14 protein-coding genes are annotated in these 13,490 nt (G+C 66.5%); 10 read left to right on the forward strand and 4 right to left on the reverse strand.

All coding sequences use genetic code 11. The features are described from left to right. Positions 1–26 precede the first annotated feature (26 nt). Together AB4Z27_RS25340 and AB4Z27_RS25345 are read right to left on the reverse strand one after the other, a co-directional pair. On the reverse strand, positions 27–1,331 hold the full coding sequence (locus AB4Z27_RS25340) for a URC4/urg3 family protein (RefSeq protein ID WP_441645542.1): 1,305 nt from the start codon (positions 1,329–1,331) through the stop codon (positions 27–29). Beyond that, positions 1,328–2,566 carry a GTP cyclohydrolase II gene (locus tag AB4Z27_RS25345; protein WP_092300705.1) on the reverse strand — a complete coding sequence of 413 codons (1,239 nt, stop codon included), beginning with the start codon at positions 2,564–2,566 and terminating at the stop codon, positions 1,328–1,330. The genes AB4Z27_RS25340 and AB4Z27_RS25345 overlap by 4 nt, the downstream gene beginning before the upstream one ends. 285 nt (positions 2,567–2,851) lie before the next feature. Between AB4Z27_RS25345 and AB4Z27_RS25350 the strand changes: the two genes are divergently transcribed. Further along, positions 2,852–3,148, forward strand: coding sequence for a hypothetical protein (locus AB4Z27_RS25350; protein WP_441645543.1), 297 nt, complete (start codon positions 2,852–2,854; stop codon positions 3,146–3,148). A gap of 25 nt (positions 3,149–3,173) precedes the next feature. Here the strand turns inward: AB4Z27_RS25350 and AB4Z27_RS25355 are convergent, their stop codons facing one another. Beyond that, positions 3,174–4,268: an acyltransferase family protein gene (locus tag AB4Z27_RS25355; RefSeq protein WP_092300711.1), complete on the reverse strand. Its 1,095-nt coding sequence runs from the start codon at positions 4,266–4,268 to the stop codon at positions 3,174–3,176. A 217-nt stretch (positions 4,269–4,485) separates the two neighbouring features. Here AB4Z27_RS25355 and AB4Z27_RS25360 point away from each other — a divergent pair, with 217 nt between their 5' ends. From AB4Z27_RS25360 to AB4Z27_RS25370, 3 genes are all read left to right on the forward strand, one after another. Then, positions 4,486–4,641, forward strand: coding sequence for a hypothetical protein (locus AB4Z27_RS25360; protein ID WP_441645544.1), 156 nt, complete (start codon positions 4,486–4,488; stop codon positions 4,639–4,641). A gap of 454 nt (positions 4,642–5,095) precedes the next feature. After that, positions 5,096–6,007, forward strand: coding sequence for an amino acid ABC transporter substrate-binding protein (locus AB4Z27_RS25365; protein ID WP_441645545.1), 912 nt, complete (start codon positions 5,096–5,098; stop codon positions 6,005–6,007). Positions 6,008–6,182: 175 nt separating this feature from the next. Further along, positions 6,183–6,461 (forward strand): amino acid ABC transporter permease, encoded by a 279-nt coding sequence (locus tag AB4Z27_RS25370; RefSeq protein ID WP_092300721.1) that lies wholly within the window; start codon positions 6,183–6,185, stop codon positions 6,459–6,461. Positions 6,462–6,547: 86 nt separating this feature from the next. On the opposite strand, the gene AB4Z27_RS25375 is transcribed toward AB4Z27_RS25370, so the two are convergent. Continuing rightward, on the reverse strand, positions 6,548–7,492 hold the full coding sequence (locus AB4Z27_RS25375; RefSeq protein ID WP_092300723.1) for a hypothetical protein: 945 nt from the start codon (positions 7,490–7,492) through the stop codon (positions 6,548–6,550). Between the two features lie 329 nt (positions 7,493–7,821). Between AB4Z27_RS25375 and AB4Z27_RS25380 the strand changes: the two genes are divergently transcribed. From AB4Z27_RS25380 to AB4Z27_RS25405, 6 genes are all read left to right on the forward strand, one after another. Beyond that, on the forward strand, positions 7,822–9,558 hold the full coding sequence (locus AB4Z27_RS25380) for a glycosyltransferase family 39 protein (protein WP_092300726.1): 1,737 nt from the start codon (positions 7,822–7,824) through the stop codon (positions 9,556–9,558). Continuing rightward, complete coding sequence (locus tag AB4Z27_RS25385; protein WP_092300729.1) at positions 9,555–9,926, forward strand: DMT family transporter; 372 nt, start codon at positions 9,555–9,557, stop codon at positions 9,924–9,926. Before AB4Z27_RS25380 ends, AB4Z27_RS25385 begins: the two co-directional genes overlap by 4 nt. A 37-nt stretch (positions 9,927–9,963) precedes the next feature. Further along, positions 9,964–11,139: a DegT/DnrJ/EryC1/StrS family aminotransferase gene (locus AB4Z27_RS25390; protein ID WP_092300732.1), complete on the forward strand. Its 1,176-nt coding sequence runs from the start codon at positions 9,964–9,966 to the stop codon at positions 11,137–11,139. Beyond that, positions 11,118–12,122 (forward strand): glycosyltransferase, encoded by a 1,005-nt coding sequence (locus AB4Z27_RS25395; RefSeq protein WP_441645546.1) that lies wholly within the window; start codon positions 11,118–11,120, stop codon positions 12,120–12,122. Before AB4Z27_RS25390 ends, AB4Z27_RS25395 begins: the two co-directional genes overlap by 22 nt. Next, entirely contained in the window at positions 12,110–13,054 is a 945-nt protein-coding gene (locus AB4Z27_RS25400) for a formyltransferase (RefSeq protein ID WP_441645547.1), read from the forward strand. The genes AB4Z27_RS25395 and AB4Z27_RS25400 overlap by 13 nt, the downstream gene beginning before the upstream one ends. Next, a partial coding sequence (locus tag AB4Z27_RS25405) for a bifunctional UDP-4-keto-pentose/UDP-xylose synthase (protein ID WP_441592950.1) occupies positions 13,051–13,490 on the forward strand: 440 nt, incomplete at its 3' end. The genes AB4Z27_RS25400 and AB4Z27_RS25405, both read left to right, overlap by 4 nt.

Raw genomic sequence — 13,490 nt, forward strand, 5'->3', positions numbered from 1 at the left:
AAAACGTGGGTGGTAAAAGGCTCTCGTCAGAACACCGTGCCGTCGCTCTGGATCGCGAACGGGGGCGTGCCGCCCGGCCTGCGCTGCGCGGCAATGCGCCGGCCCGCGGCCCAGGTGCCGCCCTCCAGCACCCGCGCCAGCGGAAAATCCTCCTGGGTGACGCCCAGCGCCTGCCGCACCCCTTCGGCCACGAGGTCGAGCCCGGTCACGGTCAGCGCGCGCCATTCCACGATCACCGGCTCATCCACCGTGTGCGTGCCCGCCGCGAAATCGGGGTTGCGCGGCACCATCAGCTCGAAATCGAACAGCAGGCCGCCGTTGCGGTACTCGGGCAGGCCGGTCAGGGCGTCCAGCCCGGTGACGGTGAGACCGGCGTCCTCGAGCGGCTCCAGCAGCGAATAGGTCAGCCACTGGGTGAGCTTGTGAAACGGCACCAGCCCGTCGGGCGCGGCTTCATGGTGCCAGCAGTCGCCCAGCGAGATGCCATCGAGCTGCACGCGGCCCGGCCAGACCGGCCCGAGCGCCACCAGCAGCGTGCGCAGCACGAAGCTGGCCTCGATGCGGCCATCGACGGCATGTTTGGCGAAGTAGTCGTACAGATTGCCGAGCCGGGCCGGCGTGCCGAAGACGGCCGGGGTGGCTTGCACCACCTCCCCCAGCCGGCGCAGCAGGCCGGCGCGGCCTTCCAGCCCCACCAGCGGGTTGTGCGCGGCCACCTGGAAAGCGGTGGCGATGGTCGAGGCGTCCATGCGCGCCAGCCGCTCGCCATCGGCACGCAAGGGGTCGCCATGCTCGGCGGAGAAGCCGCCGCGCGCGAAGAGATCGAAGCTGGCCACGCCGAGCCCCTCGGAGCGGGTCAGCATCAGGTCGCTGGCCGGATCGCGGTAGCGCCAGTCAGCGCCGGCACCGGCATCGAGCAGTACGCTCGGGATGACCAGGTCGATGCCGATGCGCGCGCGTTCCTCGCAATGATCGGCGCCGGACATGCCCGCCCGCTCGCACAGGATCTGCCAGCGGTCGAGCTTTTCCTCGCCCGGACCGCCGCTCTCGAAATGGCGCCAGCGGCTGTGATACGGCACCTTGAGGTCGCGGTAGCGGCGCCGGATGGTGGCCGCCACGTAGTCCGCCACGGCGTGCACCCGGTCTGGATGCCAAGTAAAGAGCGCAGAGTCGCCCGCCGCCACGTATTCCGTCACAATGGCGCACCGGCTGCGCACAGCCTCCGCGCTCAACAGCGCCGAGGCGGGATGGTCCGGCGGCACCGGGGTGTGCCAGCCGCTGCCATCGCCATCGATCCGTGCGTCCTGCCCTCCTTCGGAATGCTGGTTCATTCGTTCAACCCCCTGCCCTTTGCCAGGGCGAGTTCGTCGGCGTCCGGCGGCGTGTACCGCGTGAAGTACCCCGCCGCCACCTTTGCATCGATTTCCACGCGCGCGTCGGCCGGGATCAGCGCCTCGGGAATGGCCACCTGCTCCACCACCTCGATGCCCTGCGCGGTCAGCGCGCCATGTTTCATATTGCTCATGGACGCCCAGCGGTCGATCCGCCGGATGCCCAGCCAGTGGAAGACGTCGGGCATCAGTTCCTGGAACCGCATGTCCTGCACGCCCGCCACGCATTCRGTCCGCGCGAAGTAGGTTTCGGCGCGGTCGCCGCCCACCTGGCGCTTGCGCGCGTTGTAGACCAGGAACTTGGTCACCTCGCCCAACGCGCGGCCCTCCTTTCGGTTATAGACCACCAGGCCTACGCCGCCCTGCTGCGCCATCTCGATACAGACCTCGATGCCGTGCGCCAGATAGGGCCGGCACGTGCAGATGTCGGAGCCGAACACATCCGAGCCATTGCATTCGTCGTGCACGCGGCAGGCCACGCGGGTCTCCGGCTGGCCCAGCTTGGCCACATCGCCGAAGAAATAGAGCGTCATGCCACCGATGGGGGGGAGGAAGACCTTGAGGTCGGGCCGCGTGACGAGTTCCGGGAACATGCCGCCGGTCTGCTCGAACAGGCTGCGCCGCAGGATGCTTTCCTTGATATTGAAGCGCCGCGCCAGGCCCGGCAGGTACCAGACCGGGTCCACGGCGGCCTTGGTCACGCGCACATCGCCATTGGGATAGAGGATCTCGCCATCGGGCACCAGCCGGCCAGCGGCGATGGCCGCCGTCAGCTCCGGCATATTGATATGGGCGCGCGTGACGGCGATGGTCGGGCGGATGTCCACGCCGGCGGCGATGCGGTCTGCGAAGACGGTGGAGACGAGGTGGCCCCAGGGGTCGAGCGAGACGATCTTGTCCGGATCGCCCCACTGGGCATGGGGCCCGATGGACTCGGCCGGCGCSGTGTCGGTCAGGTCCGGCCGATGCGCGCGCTGCAGGCTGCCCGAGGCCACCGCCAGCGCGCGATAGATCGCATAGGCCCCGGCGTGGGTGCCGATCACGTTGCGGCGCGTGAGGTCCGTGAGGCTGGCGATGACCGGTCCCCGCTCGGCCGCCGTGGGGGCGCCCCAGTGGATCGGCTCGGCCGGCTTGTCGCGGCGCGCGTGCGAGGTCAGGACGATGTGATCGGACATGACAGCCTCTTCCCCGGATGCCCCGGTATCTGGAATCCTGACCAAATGGTCAGGTTTGTATCTCCATACTAGGCAACGTTCGTGCCATCGCCCAAGTGGGGTTGTTACGGTAGGTGTGGCGCCGAACGCACCGTGGCAGTGCGTTGCCCGCGCCAAGGCGAGGCGGTGGGCACCATCAGGGCGATGGGGTCAATTTAGGACTTCGGCTATGTCGAGGTCGACAGGCATTTTCCATACTGGCTGCATCGCGCCCCAGACGGGGCCAGCCACAGCATGGAGAACATCATGAAACTACTATCCGCCTTAGCGGCAGTCGCCGCATCCCTCAGCGTGTTGGCGCCTGTGGCGGCGCAGGCCGCGGGGACATCGGCCAGCCTGCTGCCCGCCTCCTGCGTGACGGTGTCGGCGCAGGCCGGCGAGGCCCAGCGGGCACCCGGGCCGCGCGTGCGATGTGTGCTGCCGTCCGGCAAGGTGTCGGGCATGGTGCCCGTGGGAGGGATGTCGCACGGGGCGCCCGCGGACTGGCGCCGGGTCATCGAGGACCCGGCCGCGCGCAAGGCGCTGGTGCCGACATACAGCTGAGAGCGCTAAGGCGCAAAGGCCCGGATCAGGCCTCGGAAGTGACCGACTTGTCACGCGCCGGCCAGATCGCCTCGCGCAACACATGGAGGACATCGACCGATTCCACATAGCGATGGAACACCGCCCCGGCCAGATTGCTGGCGACCCAGGCGGCCCCCATGCCCAGTGCGTTGAGCACGGGCTGCCCCGGCGCCAGGTGCGAGACCGCCGCATTGACTACCAGGCAAACCGGAAAGTGGACCAGGAAGACCGAATAGGAAATCTTGCCGAAATAGGCCGAGAGATCCGCCAGACGGCCGCCGGGCCAGCGCTCCAGCCAGTCCCCGCGCCGGGAGATGGCCAGCAGCAGCGCCGTGGCCAGCGCCACCGCGATGCGCAGCCGGAAGTCCACCACCAGCGCCGCCACGCCCAGCGAGGCCAGCAGGATCAGCGCCATCGGCGAGCGCCCCGGGTTCGACACCCAGTAGGCCAGCGTGCCCATGCCATAGGCACCAAAGAAATAGATCGCCCAGATATCCCAGCTGGCGTCGCGGTTGAACCAGAACAGCGACGCCACGGCCAGCGCACCCACCAGCGCCATGCCCCACGGCAGGCGCCGACGCGGCGCCGCGCGCGCCACCCACAGCACCATCACGAGCAAGGCGAACAGTTGCAGGTCGATGGCGATATACCAGACGCCGGCGGACAGCGCGTCCACATCGAGAATGTTGTGCAGCAGGAGCAGATGCGCGACGAACTGCGCCAAGTGCGGGGCGGCCGGAATGGAGTCATGCGTCATCCAGGTGCGCGCCAGCGCAGCCCCGGCAATCGCCACGAGAATGGCAACGGCAAACGGCACCACCAGCTTCTGATAACGGCGCCAGATGGTCCCCAGCGGATTCGCGGCCGTCAGAATCCCGCCCGGCGCCAGGCTGCGCGCGGCCAGGAAACCACTGACAACAAGAAAGACCTGCACGGCAATGCGCGCATAGTCGGCCAGCCAGCCAATCAGCCCCGGGGCAAGGGCGTGCGCGGCATCGGACATCGGCCCGTAGAAGGCCAGATGGTGCAACACGATCAGCTGTGAGCTGACCGCCTTCAGCGCGTCAATGCACGCCAAACGAGAAGGACGGGTGCCCATTTGTTATGAGAACGATACAAAGGTGCGGGATTGTACCTTGTTGGTGCAGGGACGGATGGGGGTCAAAGGTTACGGATGTAACAAGGATAGGTGGGATGGCGCGCCGGCCACGATGAAAGTCAAACCATGCCCAATTCTTGGGCGCGTCTGATAGACCTCTCAGACAATGCGCGGGTAGAACGTCTGCTGGTTCAACCCTAGTCATACAGACCAGCGCATGGAAAACGAAATCAAAAACAATCATTTTCTGCGGCGGGACCTCGAAGATCTCGTTCGCGAAGATTCGGTTATCGGCTTTTTGGCACGACGCCGACGCCACGGGAAATCATCGAACTTCTGGATCTCGAAGGAACTGTCCGGCGCATCGAAATAAGGAGTTTATGTATTATGCAAAAGACATGGAATTACAGGTTCGTTATTAAAATAATCGCTGGCATCATTCTCGCCTTCATCGTCGTTATTATGCCTGCAGATATCTGGGACGCATGGACTGTCCCTCATGAATACCCCTTTGGAGAGGAAGGCCCAGCCGCTTCGATGTGGGCTTATCGGTCCCAGCAGAATTATCTGATATCAAGCATCTCACTCTGGACCACCAGCACCCTCGCCCTCTGGTCCCTGCTTGCCAGGCGCGCCCGAATGCGGACCCGCGTCCTGTGTGCGCTCCCGTTTGTGGTGGTCTGGGCGTTGATGGCCTGCGACGGCTTCCGACTGACGTAGCGCGGCCCATTCCCCAAAACCGGGCATTTGCTTATGACGAGAATATCCTTCCTGCGCCGCAGGCCCGGGGTATACCCTTGCCGCTTTCGTCAGCACCCTCGGATCCCATGTCGCCGTTTGCCTCGTTTTCGTCCCTGCAACGCCTGATTGCCGCTGCTGCCCTGCTCGCCGGGGTAGTGGCGCCTGCTCTCGCCCATGCCGATAGCCCGGTTCTCAACAAGATTCGCGAGACGGGCACGATTACGCTCGGCTATCGGGAATCGGCGTTGCCGTTTTCGTTTGCCGACGACAAGGGCCAGCCGGCCGGGTATGCGGTGGATCTCTGCCTGCGTGCCGCCGAGGCCGCCCGCGTCAAGGCCGGGTTGAAGGAGATCAAGGTGCGCTGGCTGCCGCTGACGCCGCAGAACCGCATTCCGGCCGTCGTCAATGGGCTGGTCGAGCTCGATTGCGCGCCCAATACCAATACGCTGGAGCGCCAGAAGCAGGTGGCGTTCAGCGTTTCGCACTATGTATCCACGGTGCGGATGCTGGTACGGGCCGATTCGGGTATCAAGTCGCTCGAGGATCTGCGTGGCAAGACCGTGGTGACCAGCGCCGGCTCCACCGGCGACCGCCACGTGCGACGCCTGAAGGCCGACTATGGCTATCGGGACGTCTACGCCAAGGATCATGGCGAGTCGTTCCTGCTGCTGGAGACGGGCCGCGCCCAGGCCTTCGTCATGGACGATGTGCTGCTGGCCGGGCTGCGCGCCAAGTCGAAGGATCCGTCGCAGTTCGTGATTGTCGGCCCGGCGCTGTCGGTGGAGCAGAACGCGCTGATGATGTCCAAGGCGGACCCGGAGTGGAAGCGGCTGGTCGATCAGGCGCTGGCGGGCACCTTCGCCACGCCGGACGTGGTCGCGCTGCAAAAGCGCTGGTTCCAGCAGCCGATTGGCACGCGTGGCACCAACCTCGCGCTGGCGCCCTCCGCCGAGGTCACACAGGCCTGGAAGCACCCCTCTGACGCCGTGACCGAATAAGCACTTTTCGGCATCCATCTCGGGGCGGCACGCGGCTGCCGCCCCCGGAAAACCCCTGAGTTGACGGCTTCACCGGCCTTGGACACACTGGCCCGAGCGGGCTGACATGCTGTTTACTGGCCGGTAAGCCCGCACAACGCGAACCGCCGGAAGGCGGCACCACTCAGGAGATCCCATGAACAAGATCATCGCCACCGCAGTTGCGCTGGGCCTGGCTACCGCCTCCGTGGCGGCCATTGCACAGGACAAGAAGCAGTTCGACCCGTACTCGCAAGGCGCGAAGTCCGGCGAGAAATTCGACACCTACAGCCAGGGTGCGAAGTCCGGCGACAAGTTCGACCCGTACAGCCAGGGCGCGAACAAGAGCACCCGTGCGGATCTGGTGGATCAGTCGGGCCAGCCGAAGAAGGACAAGACCAAGAAGACCACCAAGAAGCCCACGCAGGGCAACTGATTGGCCGCTGGCCGGTCACGGATCTTCCCGTGCGGAAACAGRCCCCCCAAGACATTGGGGGGTTTTTTATTGGCCGGATGCGGGTGTCAGCGCTCCGCCGGGGCCTCGGGGTCCAGCATTTCCAGCCCGGTCACGTCCACGCGCTGGACCTTGTTGTTCTGGCGGACTTCGGTGCGCAGCACGAAGGCCTCCATCGGGCAGTACCAGTCGGTGACGTGCAGCACGCTCGGCTCCARCTGCAGGATCTCGTCGCCCACCATCAACGGGCCCAGCGAGGTGCGCTTCTCATAAGTGATGGGCATGCACTCCTTGCGTCCCATCACGGTATTGATCATCTGGCGTCGCCCCACCATGCGGGAGCCGACGATGATCGACGCATGCAGGGCCTGCATCGTGCCCACCACCTCGTCGGCGCCGAGCGGATAGATCTTCAGCGAGACGCTCGACTGGAAGGTCTCGCCCTCGAGCATCGCCCCCTCCTTGATCTCCACGCCGGCATAGTTGAAAACGCCGCTACCCGTAAACGACGCCTCGCCGAACATCCGCGCATATCGGGCCCGGGCGTTGATCACCGCGTTGCGGCTGTCGATGCGCGTGCGCATGGTGGCGCTGCTGCGGTCGATATTGATCTCGTGCACCTGGTCCATCACCACCGGGGGGCCCATCAGCGCCGACAGCGCCGACTTGGAGCGCACTTCGAGCTGGGCGCTGCAGCCGCGCGCCGTGCGCATCACCTCRCGCAGCGTCATGGTGATCGACATCGGCATCTCGCCGTCGCCTTCCATCTGCACGCGGGAGCCGGAGCGGAACCACGGGGCGTCGCACAAGGCTGCACCGGCCGGCATGGGCACGGGGGACATGCCGGCSACGGGCGCGGCGTCGGCGGCCGGGGCGGCCGGGGCGGCCGGGGCGGCCGGGGCGGTCTGAGCGATCTGGGCGATTTCGGCAGCCGGCTCCGATGCCTGTGAATGTGCTCCATTCGCCACTGCGAGCAGGCTGAAACAGAGACCGGACATCAGGGCCGTTTTCATCGTAGTTTCCTGAGGATTCGACAAACCGGCCTGCCGGGACTGATCGTGGCGCGGTGCAGCCGCCAGTATTACGCGAATCCGGCACATGGGGAATCCTGGCCGGCGGCGGCACCGGCGCGTCGTGCTAACATTGCGCGCCAATTTGGCGACCGGACGGGGGAGCCAATCGGCCATGGCCGGTCGTTCCAGGGGAACCCCTGCCCTTCCGCGAGGTTCTCACCGCGGCGGGGAATGCGTGTCCACCGAATCCGGCCCTGCGGCGTTGTGTGGTGTCTGCTGCACAACCGGGACCACATCGCTTCCGGTTCGCCGGCCATTTCAGGAGAGTTATGCGTAGTTCCACGCCCTCGCGCTATGCCGGGCTACCCGTCGGCATGATTGCCCTGGTCGTCATCGCAATCCTGCTGGTCTGGTTCGGCACGCTCGACTTCCGGCACCTGCTGAAGCCGGACGAAGGCCGCTACGCGGAAATCTCGCGCGAGATGTTCGCCAGCGGCGACTGGGTGACCATCCACTACAACGCCCTGAAGTACTTCGAGAAGCCCCCGTTCCATATGTGGGTCACCACGCTGGCCTACGAGGCTTTCGGCGTGGGCGACTGGCAGGCGCGGCTGTGCGTGGCGCTCTCGGGCATCCTCGGGCTGGGCGTYACGGTGCTCGCCGCCACGCGCTGGTTCGGCGCGCGTGCCGGCCTGCTGGCCGGGCTGGCCCTGCTGGCGGCGCCGATGTGGAGCATCGCCGGCCACTTCAACGCCCTCGACATGACGCTGTCCGGCGCGCTCGCGTGCGTGCTGGCCTGCATGATGCTTGCCCAGCATCCGGACGCCACGCCCGCCGCCCGGCGCGGCTGGATGCTGGCCTGCTGGGTCGCCATGGGCGTCGCCATCCTGACCAAGGGTTTGGTCGGCATCGCGCTGCCGGGCCTGGTCCTCGTGGTTTACTCGCTGATCACGCGCGATCTGGCGCTGTGGCGGCGCCTGCATCTGGTGTCCGGCATCGTCGTCATGCTGATCGTCACGGTGCCGTGGTTCTGGCTGATTTCCTCGCGCAACCCCGAATTCCCCCATTTCTTCTTTATCCACGAGCACTGGGACCGCTATACGTCCACCGTGCATGCGCGCAAGGGCACGCCGTTCTACTTCGTGCCGCTGCTGCTGCTGGGCTTCCTGCCGTGGCTGGGCCTGACGCCGCGCATGTGGACCGCCGTGCGCGAGCGCGCCGGGGCCGCGCGCGGGGCCGGCGGCAAGCCGTTCCAGCCCGCGCTGATGGCACTGATCTGGGCCGTGGCGATTTTCGTCTTCTTCAGCATGTCCGGCTCCAAACTGCCCGGTTACATCGTGCCGATCTTCCCCGCGCTGGCGATGCTGGCCGGCGTGGCGCTGGACGACATCACCGAGCGCTCCTGGCAACGCCAGGTCAACGCGCTGATGGCGCTGGCCGTGGTGGGCCTGCTGGCCACGCCGTATGTGGCCACGCTGCATCGCCCGTCCAATCCAAACGAGGTCTTCCGCACGTTTGCCGTGTACACGGGCGTCGCGTTTGCCGTACTCTTGGGCGGCACGATACTGGCGCGCAAGCTGTTGCAGTCAAGGGGCCTGTTCCCCAGCATCACGGCGTGTGCGCTGGCGATGTTCCTGACCTGCACCATCGGCCTGATGGGCCATGAAGTGATGGGCCGGCGGGCGTCCGGCGTGGATCTGGTGCCCGCCATCCGTGCCGTGCTGAAAGACGATATGCCCCTGTACGGCGTGCGGGTACTCGACCATACCCTGCCGTTCTACCTGGGACATCCGCTGACGATGGTGGAGGAGCCCGATGAGCTTGAATTTGGCGTGCAGCAGGCCCCGGACCAGTGGATTCCCACACTGGACCAGTTCATCGCGCGCTGGCGCGACGGCCAGCCCGCGCTGGGCATCATGGACCCGAGCCTCTACGACGAGCTGTCGGCACGGCAGGTCCCGATGCATGTGGTGGCGCGCGATAGTCGGCGCGTCGTGGTCAGCAACTTTCCGCCGTCCGGTGCCCCGGCACCGGCAGGCACTCCGGAACCCAAGCCCGCGTCATGACGCTTTCGACTTTCGCTTTCATCCTGACCGGCGTGATGCTCAACGCCGCCGCGCAGTTGCTGCTCAAGGCCGGCACCAATGCCGTGGGCGCCATCACGCTGGACCGCGCCACGCTGTTCACCACCGCRTTCCGCGTGCTGACGCAATGGCCGGTGATCGGCGGCCTGACGCTGTACGTGGTCAGCGTGGCGGTGTGGATCGTCGGGCTGTCGCGCGTGGACGTGTCCATCGCCTACCCCATGCTGTCGCTGGGCTACGTGGTCAACGCGCTGGCGGCGTGGTGGCTGTTCGGCGAGATGATTGGTCCCTTGCGCGTAGCCGGCATCCTGCTGATACTGGCCGGAGTCTTCCTGATTGCACGATCCTGAGCGTACGCGCCTGAGCCCACGTGCCCCACAAAGAACCATGACCGTTACCGCAGCCCAGCCCTTCCTGCCGTTCGTGCGGCCCGAGATCGACACCGAGACCATTGCCGAGGTCGGCAAGGTGCTTGCTTCCGGATGGATCACTTCCGGCCCGAAGATGCAGGCGTTTGAAGCGGCGCTGTCCGATGTGTTCGGCGGCCGGCCGGTGCGGACGTTCGCCAACGGCTCCGCCACGATGGAGATCGCGCTGCGCGTGGCCAATATCGGCCCGGGCGACGAAGTCATCACCACGCCGATCACCTGGGTGGCCACGGCCAACGTGGTCCTCGCCGTGGGCGCCCGCCCGGTGTTCGTCGATATCGACCCGCGCACCCGCAACCTCGACCTGGACGCCGTCGAGGCCGCCATCACGCCGCGCACGCGGGCGATCATGCCGGTCTACCTGTCCGGCCTGCCCGTGGACATGGACCGGCTCTACGCCATCGCGGACAAGCACCAGCTACGCGTGATCGAGGACGCCGCCCAGGCCATCGATTCCCGCTGGCGCGGCCAGCGCATCGGCGCGTTCGGCGACCTGGCCAGCTTCAGCTTCCAGGCGAACAAGAACATCACCACCATCGAAGGCGGCTGCCTCGTGCTGAACTCGCCCGAGGAAGCCCTGCGTGCCGAGCGCCTGCGCCTGCAAGGCGTGATCCGCACCGGCATGGACGGCATGGACGTGGAAGAACCCGGCGGCAAGTTCAACCTGACCGACGTCAACGCCGCCATCGGGCTGGCGCAGCTGCCGAAGCTGGACGCCATCACCGCCAAGCGCGCCGCGCTGGCCGAGACCTACTTCCGCTGCGCCGCCGACACGGGGCTGGCCGATCTCGGCATCGAGCTGCCGCTGCCGCTGGACCCCGCCGGCGCCACCACCAACTGGCACATGTTCCAGGTGGTGCTGCCCACGGACCGCCTGCGCGGCGGCCCGGCGGAAGCGCGCCGCCACGTGATGGAGGCGCTGCGCGAGCAAGGCATCGGCACGGGTGTCCACTATCCGCCCATCCACCTGTTTACCCACTACCGCTCACTCGGCTGGCGCGAAGGCATGCTGCCCCACGCCGAGCGCATCGGACGCGGCATCGTCACGCTGCCGCTGTTTCCTGCCATGCATGCCACCGACGTGGAGCGGGTATGCGCAACTCTCAGCGAAACATGCAAACGCCTTTCTCTCTAAGCCCCGTCGAGGTCTCGGTCGTCGTCCCCGTCTACAACGAGGAGGACGGCCTGCAGGCGCTGTTCGATCGCCTTTACCCGGCGATGGATGCCATGGGCGAGTCGTACGAGCTGATCTTCATCAATGACGGCAGCCATGACCGCTCCCCGCAGATCCTGGCAGCGCAGTTCCACAAGCGTCCGGACGTCACGCGCGTGGTGCTGTTCAACGGCAACTTTGGCCAGCACATGGCCATCCTGGCCGGGTTCGAGCACACGCGCGGGCGCATCGTCATCACGCTGGACGCGGACCTGCAGAACCCGCCCGAGGAAATCCCGCGCCTGGTGGCCGCCATGCGCSAGGGCCATGACTACGTGGGCACGATTCGCCGCCAGCGCAACGACACGGCGTTCCGGCGCTATGCGTCGCGCGCGATGAACCAGCTGCGCGAGCGCATCACCAAGATCAAGATGACGGACCAGGGCTGCATGCTGCGCGCCTATGACCGCAACATCATCGACACGATCAACGCCTGCCGCGAGGTGAACACCTTCATCCCGGCGCTGGCGTACACGTTCTCGTCCAATCCGGTCGAGATCGAGGTCGGCCACGAGCAGCGYTTCGCGGGGGAGTCGAAGTATTCGCTCTACCAGCTGATCCGCCTCAACTTCGACCTCGTTACCGGCTTCTCGATCGTGCCGCTGCAGTGGTTCTCGGCGATYGGCACGCTGCTGTCGATCTCGTCGGCGGGCCTGTTCGTCGTGCTGCTGATTCGGCGCTTCCTGCTCGGCTCGGAAGTGCAGGGGGTGTTYACCCTGTTCGCCCTGAACTTCTTCCTGGTCGGCATCATGCTGTTCGGCATCGGCCTGCTTGGCGAATACGTGGGCCGGATCTACCAGGAAGTGCGCGACCGCCCGCGCTACCGCATCCAGGCCGTGCTCGAGCGTGACCCGCTCCGGACGCCGTCGGACCAGACCGCCGTGGAGGAATCGTGCGCGCGGTAGTCTTCGCCTACCACAACGTTGGCGACCGCTGCCTGCGCGTGCTGCACGCGCGGGGCGTGGACGTGGCGTTGGTGATCACCCATCGTGACCGGCCCGACGAGAACATCTGGTTCCGCCGCGTRGCCGATACCGCCGTGGAGCTGGGCATCCCCTTCCTGCACGGCGAAGATCCGACCGACCCGGCACTGGCCGAGGCCGTGCGCGCCGCCCGGCCCGATGTCATCTTCTCGTTCTACTACCGGGCGATGATTCCGGCCGAGGTGCTGGCCATCGCGCCGCAGGGCGCATTCAACATGCATGGCTCGCTGCTGCCGAAGTATCGCGGCCGCGTGCCGGTGAACTGGGCGGTGATCCACGGCGAGACCGAGACCGGCGCCACGCTGCACGCGATGGAAGCCAAGCCGGACGCCGGCTATATCGTCGACCAGACCGCCGTGCCGATCCTGCCCGACGACACCGCCGGCGAGGTCTTTGAGAAAGTCACCGTCGCCGCCGAGCAGACGCTCTGGCGCGCCCTGCCGGCCATGATGAGCGGCCATACGCCCAAGCGTCCCAATCGGCTGGCCGATGGCAGCTACTTCTCGGGCCGCAAGCCCGAGGACGGTCGCATCGACTGGCACCAGCCGGCCTCCGCCGTCTACAACCTGATTCGCGCGGTGGCGCCGCCCTACCCGGGCGCGTTCACCGAGCTGGACGGCCATCGCCTGATCGTGGCCGCCGCGCGCCGTATCCCTGCCCTGCCATCGGTCCCGCTGCAGCCCCAGGGGCTGCGCGTGATCGATGACCGCATCGTCGCCGTCTGCGGCGACGGCGGCATGCTGCATRTCCGTACGCTGCTGGAAGGCGCCTCCGCCGATCACGCCGCGCCGGTTACCGTTTCTGCCCTTCAATCCATCATCGCAACTGCACAGTCCAGAGAGGAAAACCGATGAAAAAGGTCCTGATTCTTGGTGTCAACGGCTTCATCGGCCATCACCTCACGCGCCGCATCCTGGAGACCACCGACTGGGAGGTCTACGGCATGGACATGGCCTCCGACCGCCTCGGCGACCTGGTGAGCCATCCGCGCATGCACTTCTTCGAAGGTGACATCACCATCAACAAGGAGTGGATCGAGTACAACATCCGCAAGTGCGACGTGGTGCTGCCGCTGGTGGCCATCGCCACCCCGGCCACCTACGTGCGTCACCCGCTGCGCGTGTTCGARCTCGATTTCGAGGCCAACCTGCCGATGGTCCGCGCGGCCGTGAAGTACAAGAAGCACCTGGTGTTCCCGTCGACCTCCGAGGTCTACGGCATGTGCGCCGACGATGAGTTCGACCCGGAAGCGTCCCCGCTGGTCTACGGCCCGATCAACAAGCCGCGCTG

Source organism: Cupriavidus sp. KB_39 (genome assembly GCF_052114485.1).
Lineage (GTDB): Bacteria > Pseudomonadota > Gammaproteobacteria > Burkholderiales > Burkholderiaceae > Cupriavidus.